This is a genomic window from Vibrio phycocola, assembly GCF_053850235.1.
The window spans coordinates 205,319-219,953 of record NZ_JBSQDJ010000002.1; the positions used below are offsets into that span (position 1 = coordinate 205,319).

15 protein-coding genes are annotated in these 14,635 nt (G+C 42.7%); 12 read left to right on the forward strand and 3 right to left on the reverse strand.

Going from position 1 to position 14,635, the window contains the following annotated elements:
* Positions 1 to 6 precede the first annotated feature (6 nt).
* The 5 genes from cyoE (at position 7) to ACWU4D_RS04250 (ending at position 3,061) form a co-directional block, all read left to right on the forward strand.
* The gene (gene cyoE, locus ACWU4D_RS04230; protein ID WP_456050146.1) at positions 7 to 921 is read left to right on the forward strand and encodes a heme o synthase; all 915 of its coding nucleotides are present in this window, start codon (positions 7 to 9) and stop codon (positions 919 to 921) included.
* The gene (locus ACWU4D_RS04235) at positions 921 to 1,550 is read left to right on the forward strand and encodes an SCO family protein (RefSeq protein WP_456050147.1); all 630 of its coding nucleotides are present in this window, start codon (positions 921 to 923) and stop codon (positions 1,548 to 1,550) included. The genes cyoE and ACWU4D_RS04235 overlap by 1 nt, the downstream gene beginning before the upstream one ends.
* Positions 1,550 to 2,068 (forward strand): copper chaperone PCu(A)C, encoded by a 519-nt coding sequence (locus ACWU4D_RS04240; RefSeq protein WP_456050148.1) that lies wholly within the window; start codon positions 1,550 to 1,552, stop codon positions 2,066 to 2,068. Before ACWU4D_RS04235 ends, ACWU4D_RS04240 begins: the two co-directional genes overlap by 1 nt.
* A gap of 79 nt (positions 2,069 to 2,147) precedes the next feature.
* Positions 2,148 to 2,645 (forward strand): hypothetical protein, encoded by a 498-nt coding sequence (locus ACWU4D_RS04245; protein ID WP_456050149.1) that lies wholly within the window; start codon positions 2,148 to 2,150, stop codon positions 2,643 to 2,645.
* A 62-nt stretch (positions 2,646 to 2,707) separates the two neighbouring features.
* A complete protein-coding gene (locus ACWU4D_RS04250) occupies positions 2,708 to 3,061 on the forward strand; it encodes a DUF6787 family protein (protein WP_456050150.1) in 354 nt (117 codons plus the stop codon).
* 110 nt (positions 3,062 to 3,171) lie between these two features.
* Here ACWU4D_RS04250 and gcvP read toward each other — a convergent pair whose 3' ends face one another.
* Together gcvP and gcvH are read right to left on the reverse strand one after the other, a co-directional pair.
* Positions 3,172 to 6,036, reverse strand: coding sequence for an aminomethyl-transferring glycine dehydrogenase (gene gcvP / locus ACWU4D_RS04255; protein WP_456050151.1), 2,865 nt, complete (start codon positions 6,034 to 6,036; stop codon positions 3,172 to 3,174).
* 124 nt (positions 6,037 to 6,160) lie between these two features.
* Entirely contained in the window at positions 6,161 to 6,541 is a 381-nt protein-coding gene (gcvH, locus tag ACWU4D_RS04260) for a glycine cleavage system protein GcvH (RefSeq protein ID WP_456050152.1), read from the reverse strand.
* Positions 6,542 to 6,784: 243 nt separating this feature from the next.
* Here gcvH and ACWU4D_RS04265 point away from each other — a divergent pair, with 243 nt between their 5' ends.
* The 4 genes from ACWU4D_RS04265 (at position 6,785) to ACWU4D_RS04280 (ending at position 11,586) form a co-directional block, all read left to right on the forward strand.
* Positions 6,785 to 7,408 carry a helix-turn-helix domain-containing protein gene (locus ACWU4D_RS04265; protein ID WP_456050540.1) on the forward strand — a complete coding sequence of 208 codons (624 nt, stop codon included), beginning with the start codon at positions 6,785 to 6,787 and terminating at the stop codon, positions 7,406 to 7,408.
* A gap of 241 nt (positions 7,409 to 7,649) precedes the next feature.
* Positions 7,650 to 8,783, forward strand: a complete 1,134-nt coding sequence (gcvT, locus tag ACWU4D_RS04270) for a glycine cleavage system aminomethyltransferase GcvT (RefSeq protein ID WP_456050153.1) — start codon at positions 7,650 to 7,652, stop codon at positions 8,781 to 8,783.
* Positions 8,784 to 8,886: 103 nt separating this feature from the next.
* On the forward strand, positions 8,887 to 9,993 hold the full coding sequence (locus ACWU4D_RS04275) for a S1 family peptidase (RefSeq protein WP_456050154.1): 1,107 nt from the start codon (positions 8,887 to 8,889) through the stop codon (positions 9,991 to 9,993).
* A gap of 171 nt (positions 9,994 to 10,164) precedes the next feature.
* Positions 10,165 to 11,586, forward strand: coding sequence for a trypsin-like serine protease (locus ACWU4D_RS04280; protein WP_456050155.1), 1,422 nt, complete (start codon positions 10,165 to 10,167; stop codon positions 11,584 to 11,586).
* Between the two features lie 106 nt (positions 11,587 to 11,692).
* Here ACWU4D_RS04280 and ACWU4D_RS04285 read toward each other — a convergent pair whose 3' ends face one another.
* Positions 11,693 to 12,163 (reverse strand): CreA family protein, encoded by a 471-nt coding sequence (locus ACWU4D_RS04285; RefSeq protein WP_456050156.1) that lies wholly within the window; start codon positions 12,161 to 12,163, stop codon positions 11,693 to 11,695.
* A 122-nt stretch (positions 12,164 to 12,285) separates the two neighbouring features.
* Between ACWU4D_RS04285 and ACWU4D_RS04290 the strand changes: the two genes are divergently transcribed.
* The 3 genes from ACWU4D_RS04290 (at position 12,286) to ACWU4D_RS04300 (ending at position 14,618) form a co-directional block, all read left to right on the forward strand.
* Positions 12,286 to 12,789, forward strand: coding sequence for a hypothetical protein (locus tag ACWU4D_RS04290; protein ID WP_456050157.1), 504 nt, complete (start codon positions 12,286 to 12,288; stop codon positions 12,787 to 12,789).
* Positions 12,790 to 12,896: 107 nt separating this feature from the next.
* On the forward strand, positions 12,897 to 13,058 hold the full coding sequence (locus tag ACWU4D_RS04295) for a hypothetical protein (protein WP_456050158.1): 162 nt from the start codon (positions 12,897 to 12,899) through the stop codon (positions 13,056 to 13,058).
* A gap of 366 nt (positions 13,059 to 13,424) precedes the next feature.
* Complete coding sequence (locus ACWU4D_RS04300) at positions 13,425 to 14,618, forward strand: acetate/propionate family kinase (protein WP_456050159.1); 1,194 nt, start codon at positions 13,425 to 13,427, stop codon at positions 14,616 to 14,618.
* Positions 14,619 to 14,635 lie beyond the last annotated feature (17 nt).

Here is a 14,635-nt window from a genome sequence, read left to right on the forward strand (position 1 = left end):
TTCTCTATGTGGAAACACTATATAAGCTTGACGAAACCCGGCATTATTCGTGGCAATTTAATTGCCACTGCTGGCGGGTTTTTCTTAGCTTCACAGGGACATATTGACTGGCAACTGTTTCTTGCAGTTTCAATCGGTGTGGTTTGTATCGTCGCATCAGGCTGTGTGTTCAATAATTATATTGACCAAGACATTGACGCGCTGATGAAGCGAACGTGCGAACGTGAGTTAGTACAGAAAATTGTTCCAGCATCGCACGCTCTAATCTATGCCGTGATACTCGGTATTATTGGTTTTGCTGTACTGTCAATTTATACCACACCATTAGCAATTGTCTTCGGTGTATTAGGGGTGCTAATTTACGTAGGGTTTTATTCGCTCTACTACAAACGTCATTCTGTTCATGGCACCTTGATTGGTGGTTTATCTGGAGCGTGTCCACCGGTCATTGGTTATTGTGCGGTAAGTAATCAGTTTGATGCTGGTGCGGCAATCCTGTTTCTGACATTCTGTATTTGGCAAGTTCCTCACTCATACGCCATTGCGATATATCGATTCAATGACTACAAAGCTGCTTCGATTCCTGTATTACCGATTCAATCTGGAATCTTGAAAGCACGCACACATATCATTGCTTATATTGTCGCGTTTGCACTTGCAGCAATGGCACTCACCTATATGGGGTATGTCGGTAGCTGGTACGCATTAGGAATGGGTTTGGTTAGTCTTTATTGGCTCTATATTGCAAAAGTACGGTTCGAGAAAATGCCTGCTCAACAATGGGGTAAGCAATTAACGATTTTTTCTATCGTCAGTATTTTTGTATTTTGTATCTTAATCTCGCTCGATTTTTCAACATTAAATAGTGTCGAACAAACTGTGGCAAGCTTGGTGCAACTAATTCCTACTGGAAACAGCTAATGAGCATGAACCCTTCACGTTGGGCGATAGCCGTTGGTTTGCTCATATTGTTAGGCTTATTGTCTTTGTATTTCAACAATACGACGGTTCCCATCGGCGAAACACCAAGGTCTATCGATGAGCTTGGTGGTCGGTTTGAACTAACCAGTCTAAATGGTCCCGTTGATTCAGATGATTATAAAGGTCAAACCGTCGTCCTTTATTTCGGATTTCTAAATTGCAGCGAAGTCTGCCCTTCTTCAATGGGTGTTATGTCAGCGGCATTTAGTTTACTTAAACCAAGTAGTTATGAACAAGTCCAAGGCTTTTTTATCAGTGTCGACCCTAGCCGGGATGATTATGAATCCCTATATCAATTCTCTCAGTATTTTGACAAACGGATACTCGGGTTAACCGGCACTCAGGAAGAAGTTGATGTGGTAACTGATAATTATGGGGTCTATGTTGATATCGTAAGTATGGAATCATCAGTACTCGATTATACAGTCGATCACTCTTCACGCTTTTTTGTGCTCGATCCAAATGGCGGGCTAGTTGATGCAATGAGTCACAGTACTACTCCTACTGAGTTAGCCTCCCGTATTGAAAGAGTCGTTAAACAGTACACGGTTTCAAAAGGAAACGAATAATGAAATCCATGGTTCTTAGCTTCGCTATTGTATTCGGATCTATCCACCTTCCGGTCATTGCGGATGACCATTCAGCGCATCATGCTCATGAGCCCACGACAACCAAGTCGATGGTAGCCGCTCACAATACAACTAGTGAAGTCAGATCAGGTTTAGCGATTAGCCATGTGGTGGCAAAACCGACCATTCCCGGTGTAAAAGTGAGTTCTGGTTATTTGAGGATCACCAATGAAAGCAAAGCACCAATACGATTGGTCGGTGCGGAAACTCCAGTAGCCAGCCATACTGAGCTTCATCGAATGTTTATGAGAGAAAACAAAATGGCAATGCGTAAGGTCGACGTCATTGAATTGGCCCCTAATGAGTCGCTTGAATTCGGTCCTCATGGCTACCATTTAATGTTTATATCTATAAAAGAACCCTTCAAGGAAGGACAGTCTTTTCCTTTAGCATTGATAAGTGAAGATGGCGCCCGTTATGAGACAGTCATGAAAGTGGCTCCAACGCCTTCTCATTAATAATTAAAGACGATAGCTTTAATTCAAGATATCGTCTCTCTCCTAATGGTGTTACGCTCGTTGTTTATTTGGAGCTAGTATGAAAACAAAATCTACTTCCTTGGTATGTTTGCTCTCGATCGGTTTTTCTACGCTCACATACGCTCAAGAAACCTCGATGGAGCATATTGCTGCGGAGCAGCCTATCCCGTGTTCTGAAGAGTTAATAGATCTTGCTCGAGTCAGCCTTAAAGAAAACCCTCATCGGATGCTAGAGCAGAAAACTGGTATTGATGATGTTCACCTATTTAATGCTCTAGCGGTGACCAGTTATCGCGATCGAGATAGCCATGTTACCTTTCATGGTGTTCGAAATTCACTGGGAAAATGCGATACGTCGGTAACAGAAAGTTACGTACTGCAAACTCCCTGCTCGGATGCCAGACATGAAGCGTTCAGTAAGTGGACATTTGAAGGAAAGTTAAACGAGCGCACCGTCGTACTAGAGAGTAAAAGAACGCCCGGGAAAGAAGCCTTTTTAACCGATCAGTTTTCGACATTGTGCTTGGTTACAACTCGGCAAGTTGTGAATAACTAACGATTGATTAACGGATACTATTCATGTTGTAAACAAGTGTCCCAAAACAAAGATGAATCTATATGAATAGTGAACCCAAACTCGCCTCAAAACCCGAAAATAATGGTTGGGCAGCAAAGCTCAAAACCAAGTGGGGAGTCGAAAGTCACCTTCAATTTTGTATTATTTTAATTGTATTTTCGATTACCGGATCCGTTACTGGTTGGTGCGTCGTTCAGTACTTTTCCTGGCTTGAGATTGAGAGTGAGTCGCACACACTTTTAAAAGTAATCCCGTATGTTTTGGGCTTTTTCACCTATCAATTACTGCTGCTGATTTTTGGGTCTATTAGTGGTCAGTTTCGTTTTTTCTGGAAGTTTCAAAAAAAAACAATTGGCCGTATCGCTCAACTCGCCTTGCGCTTTAAAAGAAAATAATAGGGGAGTGCTCGCTAGCGACACACTTGCAAACAAAAAGCGAACCAAACGGTTCACTTTTTTTACTTAAGTTAGTTTCCAACTTAGTTATTTGTGATCATTACCAATCTCTACTCTTCGTAATTCTCAATACTCGGGCATGAACAAATCAAGTTACGGTCACCGTAGACATTATCGACACGGTTAACGGTTGGCCAGTACTTCGACGCCTTGGTTTGTTTGGTTGGGAAGCACGCATTTTCACGTGAGTACGGGCGCTCCCAAGTCTCGGATGACAAATCAACTTGAGTGTGAGGCGCGTTAACCAATGGATTATTTTCGATTGGCCATTCACCCGCTTCCACTTTGTCGATCTCGGCACGAATGGCGATCATCGCGTCACAGAAACGATCGATCTCTTCAAGATCTTCAGATTCCGTTGGTTCAATCATCAACGTACCCGCAACTGGGAACGACATGGTTGGGGCGTGGAAACCGTAATCCATCAAACGTTTTGCAATGTCCTCTTCGCTGATGCCGCTGCTTTCTTTCAACGGACGAATATCGATAATACATTCATGAGCAACACGACCATTGCCGCCACGATAAAGAACCGGGTAGTGTGGCAACAAACGCTCCATCATGTAGTTGGCGTTCAAAATCGCGACTTGTGTGGCTTCGGTTAAACCTTGTTCCCCCATCATAGCGATATACGCCCAAGAGATTGGAAGAATGGATGCACTGCCTAGATCCGCCGCAGAAACCGCGTAGTCAGTTCCTTCTACACCATTTTCAATGTGCCCCGGTAAAAAAGGTGCAAGGTGAGATTTCACCCCAATTGGGCCCATTCCTGGACCGCCGCCACCGTGAGGAATACAGAAAGTTTTGTGTAGGTTTAAATGCGATACATCTGAACCAATAAACCCAGGTGACGTAAGGCCGACTTGTGCGTTCATATTAGCGCCATCAAGGTAGACTTGGCCGCCAGCAGCATGAACTAAATCGCACACTTCACGAACGTGCTCTTCGTACACGCCATGTGTTGATGGGTAGGTGATCATGATGCTCGCAAGATTGTCGTTGTGTTTCTCAATCTTCGCAGTTAAATCATCAATATCGATGTTGCCATCGGCATCACACTTAACCACGACCACTTTCATCGACACCATAGAAGCTGTCGCTGGGTTCGTTCCGTGTGCAGAACTCGGAATTAGACACACATTACGATGGCCTTCACCTCGGCTTTTGTGATAACGCTGAATTGCAATTAGACCCGCGTATTCGCCCGACGCGCCTGAGTTTGGCTGTAGAGAAAAATCGTCGTAGCCGGTAATTTCACACAACTTCTCTTTTAAATCTTTCGCTAATGCGGTGTAACCCGCCGCTTGCTCAAGAGGAGCAAATGGGTGAATCGCACCAAACTCAGGCCATGTAACAGGAATCATCTCTGCTGCTGCGTTGAGCTTCATGGTACAGCTGCCCAGCGGAATCATGCCGTGGGTCAGTGAGAAGTCTTTGTTCTCAAGCTGTTTTAGGTAACGCATCATTTGAGTTTCGCTGTGATGCGTGTTGAATACGGGGTGAGTTAAGTACTTAGATTCGCGGCGACAGGCTTCGGGAATCGCAGCAAACTCATTGTCGGCAATAGCTGAAGACAACGCTTCGATGTTTTCCTTCACGTCGAAGATAGCAAACAACGCCGCGATATCCTCGGTGGTGGTGGTTTCATCTAAGCTGATGCCAAGTTTACCCGGAAGCAAACGTAAATTGATGTCGGCTGCTTGCGACTTAGCATAGAGTGCATCGGTATCGCTAGCAGTGTTTAGTGTGATGGTATCGAAGAAGCTGTTGTGATCAAGCTCGTAATCAGACTTTGTTAAGCCAGCGGCTAAAATTGCGGTCATATGATGAGTACGACGAGCAATGGTACGTAATCCTTCTGCGCCGTGGAATACTGCGTAGAAAGAGGCCATATTTGCGAGCAACGCTTGCGCGGTACAAATGTTCGACGTCGCTTTTTCGCGGCGAATATGTTGTTCGCGAGTTTGCATCGCCATGCGCAGCGCTGGGTTACCGTGAGTATCGATAGACACACCAATTACTCGGCCGGGCATGGTACGTTTATGTTTATCACGTGTCGCCATAAATGCGGCGTGTGGACCACCATAACCAACGGGGACACCAAAACGCTGCGCTGAACCAATCACGACATCAGCGCCCATTTCTCCCACAGGCTTAAGCAGTGCGCAGGCCAGTAAATCAGTCGCAACGGCAACAAGGGTTTTGTTGGCTTGGGCTTTTGCAATCACATCCGTAAGGTCACGAACCTGACCTGTGGTGCCAGGATATTGAATCAATGCGCCGAACACATCCTGTTCAGGAAGCGAGTCGAGTTCGCCAACAATGACCTCAAACCCAATGTATTCGGCACGAGTTTTCACCACTTCTAGAGTTTGCGGATGAACATCGTCGGCAACGAAGAATACTTTGCTCTTACTTTTACCAGCGCGCTTACACAGGGTCATGGCTTCTGCTGCCGCTGTAGCTTCATCAAGCAGCGATGCGTTGGCGATTTCCATGCCGGTAAGATCCATCACCATTTGTTGATAGTTCAGTAACGCTTCGAGTCGGCCTTGAGATATTTCTGGTTGATACGGCGTATAAGCAGTATACCAACCTGGGTTTTCCAGCACGTTCCGTAAAATTACGTTGGGTGTGAACGTGTTGTAATATCCTTGACCGATAAAGGTACGCTTAATTTGATTTTGCTGAGCAATGGCTTTCAGCTCGCTCAGCATCTGAGATTCACTCATAGGTGCGGCTAATGACATTGGCTGCTCTAGACGAATCGACTGAGGCACTGTTTGAGCAATGAGCGCATCTAGGCTATCAACGTTAAGCGTTTCAAGCATGGATTGCTGATCCGCTGAATTAGGGCCATTGTGGCGTGAGACGAACTCATTTTGAGTCGAAAGACGATTCAGTAACTGTGTCATTATTCCGGTACCTTGGTAAATCTAGCGTTGCACTTCAACCACCGTAATAGGTTGGTGGTTGACGATATTGAAAACAGCAAAAACTACTTTTTCGTTAAAAGCAGTGTTCACCACCTCGAAAATATTACTCGTCTTCGATAGCGGCGAAGTAATCTTCAGCCGATTTTAGGCCATCAAGTTCTGCAAGGTCTGCTGCTTTGATTTTTACAATCCAACCGCCTTCGTATGGTTCTTCGTTGATAAGCTCTGGGCTGCCTTCAAGATCTTCATTAACTTCGATAATCGTGCCATTGATAGGCATGTAAATTTCAGACGCTGCTTTTACAGATTCAACAAGTGAGAAGTTATCGCCGGCTTCTGGCTCGGCATCGACTTCTGGTAATTCAACAAATACCACGTCGCCAAGCATTTCTTGAGCATGCTCGGAAATACCCACCGTGACAGTACCATCGCCATTATCGCGAACCCATTCGTGGCTTTCAGTAAACTTCAACGTATTGTCCATGACAAATTCTCCAAATAATCAAATCTAAAATAAGGGGTAATAAACGCACAACTATAGGCGTACTCAACATGTCGATAACATACCTTTTCAACCTGCAACATTCAATTAAAATTTCCAATAGGAAACTATGTTTCTCTTGCGTTTATGGGTTAGGTGCATTTTTCACGCCAAGCCGTTATGATATAGGGGAGTGTGACTCGTATGATTTACCGTATAAAAATGACTAAGGTCGAGGATGGAAGAATGCAAGATGAAATATTTGATGATTATCCTTCATTGTTGCTAGAAAAAGATTCAACAGAAGAGAATATTCAGCCTCTAAAACTCGGCCAACGGATTAAAGATATTCGGTTGAATCTTGGTCTTACTTTGGAAGAAGCAAGCCAGAAGACGGGTTTGGCACGCTCTACGTTAAGTAAAATAGAGAATGAACAAATATCGCCAACGTTTCAGGCTATGCAAAAACTCGCCAATGGGCTAGCGATAAATATGCCTCAACTATTTGAGCCACCTAAGAAAATCATTGCAACTGGACGCCGAGATGTCACTCGCTCTATGCAAGGAAAACCGCATCCTACTCCAACGTACGAACATGAGTTACTTGCCACTCAGCTATCAAACAAAAAGATGATGCCATTTAAAACACAGGTGCGTTCGCGAACTTTTGAAGAGTATGGTGATTGGGTTCGTCATGATGGTGAAGAATTCCTTCTCGTATTAGAAGGTGAAATTGCCTTTTATTCAGAATTCTATGAACCTGTAAATATGGCGAAAGGCGATAGTGTTTATTACGATGCGAACATGGGACATATGCTGGTATCCATTAGTGAAAAAGATGCAGAAATCCTCTGGGTGACGGCTAAATAATTCGTTTCTTATAAGATACTTTTCTAATAAATCACTATTTCAGTGCTTGAATTGCCCTGTTTTTGCACTCTTCTTCTTTAAATATCTTACCTATTGCTATGTATTAGCGGTTTTTAAGTAGAAAAATGGTTAAATAGTTTCAATTTTCTCATTCTTGTTTATTATTGGAAACACACAGCATCTTAAGTTGGTCATCTATTGTGACCAGTCTTAACCCATTTCATTGGTATGGAGAATTGTCATGGCTAACGAGCAGCAACCGAGTACGTTGTTAAAGACCCCGTTATATGATTTACATGTTGAAGAGGGCGCGAGAATAGTGCCGTTTGCGGGCTACGAAATGCCAGTGCAGTATAAATTAGGTGTAAAGAAAGAACATTTACACACTCGTGATGCCGCTGGTTTATTTGATGTTTCCCATATGGGGCAATTAACGTTGACCGGTGAAAACGCCGCGGCAATGCTCGAAAGTTTGGTTCCCGTTGATGTGATTGATCTTCCATCGGGCAAACAGCGCTATGCTTTTTTTACCAATGAACAGGGTGGCATTCTCGATGATTTAATGGTGGCGAATCTAGGCGATTGCTTGTTTGTCGTGGTGAATGCAGCGTGCAAAGAAGCTGATATCGCTCACTTGAAAGCAAACTTACAGCCAGGCGTTACTTTAACCGAATTGGATGATCGTGCTTTAATTGCTCTGCAAGGTCCTCAAGCCGCTTCGGTACTTGGAACGCTAGCACCACAAGTTAACGATATGGTGTTTATGGATATCGCACGTGTGACGATTGAAGGAATTGACTGCATTGTCAGTAGAAGCGGCTATACTGGTGAAGACGGTTATGAGATTTCGGTTTCTAGTCAAGATGCAGTTGCACTTGCTAAACGTTTAACAGCGTTCGAGCAAGTGGAATGGATCGGTTTAGGCGCTCGAGATTCACTGCGCCTAGAATGCGGTTTGTGCTTGTATGGTCATGATCTTGATGAAACGACAACACCGATCGAAGCGAGCCTGATTTGGGCTCTAAGCCCAGCGAGGCGCGCAGACGGTGTACGTTCTGGTGGTTATCCTGGGGCATCGGTTATTCATGATCAACACGCAAATAAATCTGCGGCTCGCAAGCGTGTGGGACTGATAGGTGAGACTAAAGCACCGGTTCGAGAAGGAACGCCATTGTTTGATCAAGAGGGTCAAGCTATCGGAGTAGTAACTAGTGGGACGACCGGACCAAATGCAGGTGTACCTGTATCGATGGCGTATGTGAAGAGTGATTTCTCAGCTGTTGGAACCAAAATTCAAGCGGAAGTTCGGGGGAAAATGTTACCGATGACCGTAAGTAAGATGCCTTTTGTACCGCAGAGTTATTATCGCGGGTAAGACACGTATCATGCAATTCTGTTGATAAAGGGGAACATGATATGTTCCCCTTTTCTATTGGGTATCGTATTATGACAAGAGTTAATTTCGCTAGGACGAATCTATGATAAAACGTCATTTATTGACTTTGGTAGCCGCGCTTTGTTTTGTAAATACGACAACCGCGAATGACCTCTCCACGTATATTGTGAATGGAGAAAGCACATCGCTTACCGAGCATCCTGATTTCGCGAGTTTGTTTTTCGATAGTATTGATTATGATGGGCTTTATGCTGGTCCATATTGTGGTGCGACAGTACTAAGCCAGACTTTTATTTTGACCGCGGCGCACTGTATTTTTGATGGGGATGAACCTAACGAATACAGCATGTTGTTTACTACCGTTGGACAAACTAATGATGCATCGAATTTTCCTGACTCGGTGACGACAGTTCGTGCCAAAAAGTTTTACTATTACAGCTCCTTTAGTGGAACAGATTCTGACTTATGGGCTGATGATATTGCCATCATTGAATTGGAGAGTAGCTTAAATAGCAATGCGACTGTAAGTACGCCATCAGATGAGTCTTACCGCAATACGAGTAATAATTTTGTCACTATTGGATTAGGCAAAACCGATGATAATGATGATATTGATGACAATACTTTATTATCTGCCAACATGACGTATATCACTAATGCAGCCTGCCAAGACGCATTAATCGCAGATTATAGCGCGGGGTATAGTGGCTTGTTTACCAACAAGCAAATTTGTTTTGAGGGAGCTGACTCGAGTAGCACTACAAATGGCCTCGTTGCTGGTGTTTGTTCAGGCGATTCAGGTGGCCCTATATATTACGAAAATGGTGGTAGCTTTACTCAGGTTGGAATTACCAGTTTTGGACCTAGTGAATGTGGTTCGACAACGGTGACGTCATACTACACAGAAGTGGCGGATTACACTGGATGGATAACAAGTGTTATGAATGGAAGTTACGATTCCAGCACAACGAGTGTGTTTACCGCAACAGATAATAAACGTTCGGCGTATTTATCCTTCGGCTTTTCCGGTGGTTCATCTGGTGGTTCAGATGGTTCTTTTCAAGTGATCTCTTCGTCATCAGCGAGCTCTGGTACTATCAATACTCTAGGGTTATTACTTATGGCATGCATTGCATTAATACGCCGTTTCAACATATTTTCTTGCTTCTCAAAAGGTAAAGGCAAATAAGGTTAGTTATTATTGGAAGTCATAAAATTGACTTTCGACTCGTTTTTATAATGGTATGTTAGCCGTGCGATGTTTTTGAGGCTTGATATGGTAAGGGGATCACTAAGTGTTCCCCTTTTATTTTGTCTAGAGTATGATGGTGTCAATATTTTAGCGTGGGGACATGCCATCATGAAACGCCAGTTAACGACTCTACTTTCAACGTTCAGTTGCTTACCAGCTGTAATGGCAATGGATCTTTCGACCTATATCGTAAATGGTGATGAAACGTCACTTACCTCATATCCCAACTTCGCCAGCCTATTTTGGGACAGTGTTGAATACGATGGAACATATCGTAGTGCATCGTTTTGTGGTGCTACCGTTCTAAGTGATACTTTCGTTTTAACGGCTGCACATTGTATTTTTGATGACGAAGATATTGATCAAGAATATATGCTTTTTACTGCCGTTGGACAAACTGATGACATGTCTAACTGGTTAGATACCGTAGATACCGTCCGCGCTTCAAAGTTTTATTATTTCACTTCTTTTGATAATTCTGGCTCAGATTTATGGGCTAACGATATTGCTATTATTGAGCTTGAGAGCAGCTTAAACAGTGCAGGAATTGTAACCATACCTGCTGATGAATCATATCGTGACGAAGAAAATAGCACTTATGTGACGATCGGATTAGGTAAAACGGATGACGATGATTTAACTTCTGACAACACCTTGCTCTCAGCAAATATGAACTATATAGACAATGACGGATGTAAGTCATCTCTCGCGTCGGATTATGGCACGAATTACAGTGATAGATTTACCGATAAACAGATATGCTTTGAAGGCTCAGATAAAGATACAACAACCAATAATCTAGTGGCTGGAATTTGTTCTGGAGACTCTGGTGGCCCTATCTATCATGTTAGTGGTAGCACATATACTCAAGTCGGGATTACGAGCTTTGGTCCATCAAGGTGTGGTAGTAAAGACGTGACTTCCTACTATACTGAGCTAGCTGACTATATTGGTTGGATAGAAGGCGTAATGGCCGGCACTTACGATTCAAGTGTTACATCAGTCTATGTTGCAACGGAAGCAAAACGAGAAGCGTTTGTTAACGGTGAACCACTAGATGATGTTTCAGCGATTGATGATTCTTCGGATACATCAGATGAAAACACGTCTGATGATGGGGCTTCGAGTGATGACACTTCAGGTGACAATACATCAGATGATGGGGCTTCGAGTGATGACACTTCTGGTGACAATACATCAGATGATGGGGCCTCGAGTGATGACACTTCAGATGACAATACATCAGATGACGGCGCTTCGGGTGGTGGCACTTCAGATGATAATACGCCAGATGACGAGGCTTCGGGTGATAACACTTCTGATGACAATGCTTCTGACGAAGATACATCGGAGAGCACTTCAGGTGAGGACCCTGCAGATGAAGACTTTACCGGTGACGAATCATTAGACAACGATATCGTAGCGGCATCGGCAAGTGGCGCTGCTGCTGGTGCTATTCACGAGGTTGGTTTATTGCTGATGGCGTTGGTTGCTGTCATTCGTCGCGTGAGAATGCGCTCAGTTCGTTAACGAGAGCACAAAGTTACGGGCATATCTAAATGAAAAGGTATTTAGAGCGACATGAAGTAATATTGTCGCTCTAAATCTTTACTGCTTGTGTTGGCTTTCGATTTCGTTATGGTTTTGGCTGTGGCTCTGTATAAGCAGGAGTACCCCAAAGCGGAACCGTCGACAAACTGTGTTTGAAGCTACCAGAAGTTTCTTTGGTTGAGTATGATACATACAACAAAGTTTGCGTATCAGCGTCTAAAATTCTACGAATCTTCATTGTCTTAAAGAAAATACTTTTTGATTTTTTAAAGACCACATCACCTGAATTAGACTTATCAATTTTAGCAATCATTTCCGCGGTAATCGGACCGGTTTGACGACAAGCGATTGAAGAATCTGATGGATCTGCAAGACTTAAATCCGCCTCAATACTCGCCACGTGACAGGTCACGCCTGTTACTATGGGATCAACAAGGTTATTAATTTTAATATCTTGAGTTGTGAACAAGCCAAGACTCACATCACCTACTTCACTGTTATCACAAGCGCTTAGCATTGTTGCGAGAAGAGGAGCAAGCAGTAAAGTTTTTTTCATAACAATTTCCAACTAACTGAAGTAAAGGTCATAATAGCAATATCACTGACTGAATGAAACGTGACTTATTTAAGTCTGACCTTTGTTGAGTAATATTTTTAACCAATATTATACGGAACAATATGAGAGATAGTGCTAATGCCATTGTAAAACTAAAAAATCAATGGCTACGTCAGCAAGTCGAGGTAGAGCATCCAACCAAAGAAAGCCTTGCTGGATGTGATTTATATATGGAACAAGAGAAGCATTATTTGTGTGAGGCATGGTGCCCGTTACCAATATTACCACAGTACCTTGACGACATTTACTTGGTTGATTTTCATCGATTAACAGTGACATTTGCGCTATTGCAAGCAGAAAAATATGATAGTGATTTAGATAAAGGCCACATTATCGAGTTTCTTACTCAAGTTATCTATTCCGAGCCATGTGAGTTATATCTTGGTTATGAAAATGGTGATCCTGTCGCTTGTGCCATAGTGACATTGAAAGACAATGATCTACTAGTATCAGATGTTGTAGTAAAGGCAAACAGTCAGTTTGGTGATATAAATAATTTTGTTGCGCAGCTTCATGCAAAACTGAACGTCTCTTCAGAACAACTCCAGTGCTATATCCAATACTAAGAATGTTGAGACTTAATGTAAATTTAAGTAATTGGAGTAGCGCTGATTCTTAAATTTTAGTAAATTTAATGAACAGCGTTCAATTAGATTCTTAATAAGGGGATTAGATGCTTAGATTTATTGCTGTTGGAGTATTGGTGACGATACTATCGGGTTGTGTTGGACATTGGGGGCCAACGCATGGTCGAGGTGGTGGTAAGCCAGTGTACCACGATACTGGGCATCATAATGTTCAGAAGAAAGGGGTTCGAGAGCGTCGATACCGCTAGCCTCTGCAAATCAATTGAGTTGTGCTGTAATTGCATATGTATTCTTTGCAGCATTTCTTCTTTTATCACTTCCTTATTTTCAAACCTTAAAGTTATAACGATCATATTAAAATATTTTTGAATGTGATAATTCTCATATTTTTCTAGATTTAACATTTCAGTAATGAACGGTGTGTTCTTTGTACTATTTATTTACTTTTAGCCAAAAAATAATTAATTTTTTGAGTTAGATCATACAAATGATTATAAAAAAAATGAATAGATTAAAAAAAAGTTGAGTATTTCAAAAGATATTGAATAATGGGGTATGTAAGATGGAGAAGCGGAGCGCTTCTTAATTAATCCGCAAACAGGAATGTACCCCCCATGTCAAATTCGTATGTATTGGTTATCAACTCTGGTAGTTCATCGCTAAAATTTGCTGTCATCGATTCAAATTCTGGTGATGCAATTGTGAGTGGTTTAGGTGAATGTTTTGGTTTACCTGAAGCTGTAGTGAGCTGGAAATATCAAGGTGAGAAAACAGAAGAAGCTATCTCTCATCCAGACAGTCATCACCAGCATGCCATAAATCGTATTGTTGCTCTTGTTGAAAGTTTAGGGTTTGATAAAGATATTGTTGCGGTAGGACACCGTATTGTTCATGGTGGAGAGAAATTCACATCTTCAGTTCGAATTGATAACACGGTACTTGAAGAAATTGAAAGCCTAAGTGATTTAGCGCCGCTGCATAACCCCGCTGGTGCTATTGGTGTTCGTGCCGCTATGGAGGCATTTCCTAGCTTACCTCAATTTGCTGTATTTGATACTGCATTCCACCAAACCATGCCAAAACGCGCTTTCACTGGTGCGATTGCCAATGAGCTTTACACTGAATATGGTATTCGTCGCTATGGCTTCCATGGCACTAGCCACTACTTTGTCAGCCGTGAAGCTGCAAAAATGCTGAACAAGCCCGCAGAAGAGTGTAACTTAATTACTGTTCACTTAGGTAATGGCGCATCAGTGTGTGCCGTGAGAAATGGACAGAGCTACGATACTTCAATGGGCTTCACTCCGCTTGCTGGTTTGATGATGGGCACGCGTTCAGGAGATTTAGATCCAGGTATTATTGAGTTTCTATTGAAGAAAGGCTGGGAACCTGAAAAAGTTTTTGAAGTGTTGAATAAAAAGTCCGGCTTCTTGGGTGTATCAGGCCTAACCTCTGATGCTCGAGGTATTCAAGATGCAATGGCCGAAGGTCACGAAGGAGCAACGTTAGCATTTGAAGTCTTTACTTATCGTGTTGCTAAATACATTGGTTCTTATTTAATTCCACTAGATAGCTTAGATGCAATCGTATTTACTGGCGGCATCGGTGAGAATGCATTGCCTATTCGCCGTGAAATTTTGAAAAAGCTTAAAATTCTTGGATTTGTCGAAGATGAAGCTGGAGACGAACAGGCTAGATTTGGTGAATCTGGCGTGATTGCTCGGTCGGAAATGCTTGGTGCGGTTGCATTAGTTATTCCTACCAATGAAGAGTTGGTCATTGCTCAAGATTGTATCAATCTTCTGTAAGTTCATTTAGAACATTG

Excerpts from the sequence above, each read along its gene's own strand:
- cyoE (WP_456050146.1), top strand. The coding sequence starts at position 7 with ATGTGGAAACACTATATAAGCTTGACGAAACCCGGCATTATTCGTGGC.
- ACWU4D_RS04235 (WP_456050147.1), top strand. The coding sequence starts at position 921 with ATGAGCATGAACCCTTCACGTTGGGCGATAGCCGTTGGTTTGCTCATA.
- ACWU4D_RS04240 (WP_456050148.1), top strand. The coding sequence starts at position 1,550 with ATGAAATCCATGGTTCTTAGCTTCGCTATTGTATTCGGATCTATCCAC.
- ACWU4D_RS04245 (WP_456050149.1), top strand. The coding sequence starts at position 2,148 with ATGAAAACAAAATCTACTTCCTTGGTATGTTTGCTCTCGATCGGTTTT.
- ACWU4D_RS04250 (WP_456050150.1), top strand. The coding sequence starts at position 2,708 with ATGAATAGTGAACCCAAACTCGCCTCAAAACCCGAAAATAATGGTTGG.
- gcvP (WP_456050151.1), bottom strand. The coding sequence starts at position 6,036 with ATGACACAGTTACTGAATCGTCTTTCGACTCAAAATGAGTTCGTCTCA.
- gcvH (WP_456050152.1), bottom strand. The coding sequence starts at position 6,541 with ATGGACAATACGTTGAAGTTTACTGAAAGCCACGAATGGGTTCGCGAT.
- ACWU4D_RS04265 (WP_456050540.1), top strand. The coding sequence starts at position 6,785 with ATGCAAGATGAAATATTTGATGATTATCCTTCATTGTTGCTAGAAAAA.
- gcvT (WP_456050153.1), top strand. The coding sequence starts at position 7,650 with ATGGCTAACGAGCAGCAACCGAGTACGTTGTTAAAGACCCCGTTATAT.
- ACWU4D_RS04275 (WP_456050154.1), top strand. The coding sequence starts at position 8,887 with ATGATAAAACGTCATTTATTGACTTTGGTAGCCGCGCTTTGTTTTGTA.
- ACWU4D_RS04280 (WP_456050155.1), top strand. The coding sequence starts at position 10,165 with ATGAAACGCCAGTTAACGACTCTACTTTCAACGTTCAGTTGCTTACCA.
- ACWU4D_RS04285 (WP_456050156.1), bottom strand. The coding sequence starts at position 12,163 with ATGAAAAAAACTTTACTGCTTGCTCCTCTTCTCGCAACAATGCTAAGC.
- ACWU4D_RS04290 (WP_456050157.1), top strand. The coding sequence starts at position 12,286 with ATGAGAGATAGTGCTAATGCCATTGTAAAACTAAAAAATCAATGGCTA.
- ACWU4D_RS04295 (WP_456050158.1), top strand. The coding sequence starts at position 12,897 with ATGCTTAGATTTATTGCTGTTGGAGTATTGGTGACGATACTATCGGGT.
- ACWU4D_RS04300 (WP_456050159.1), top strand. The coding sequence starts at position 13,425 with ATGTCAAATTCGTATGTATTGGTTATCAACTCTGGTAGTTCATCGCTA.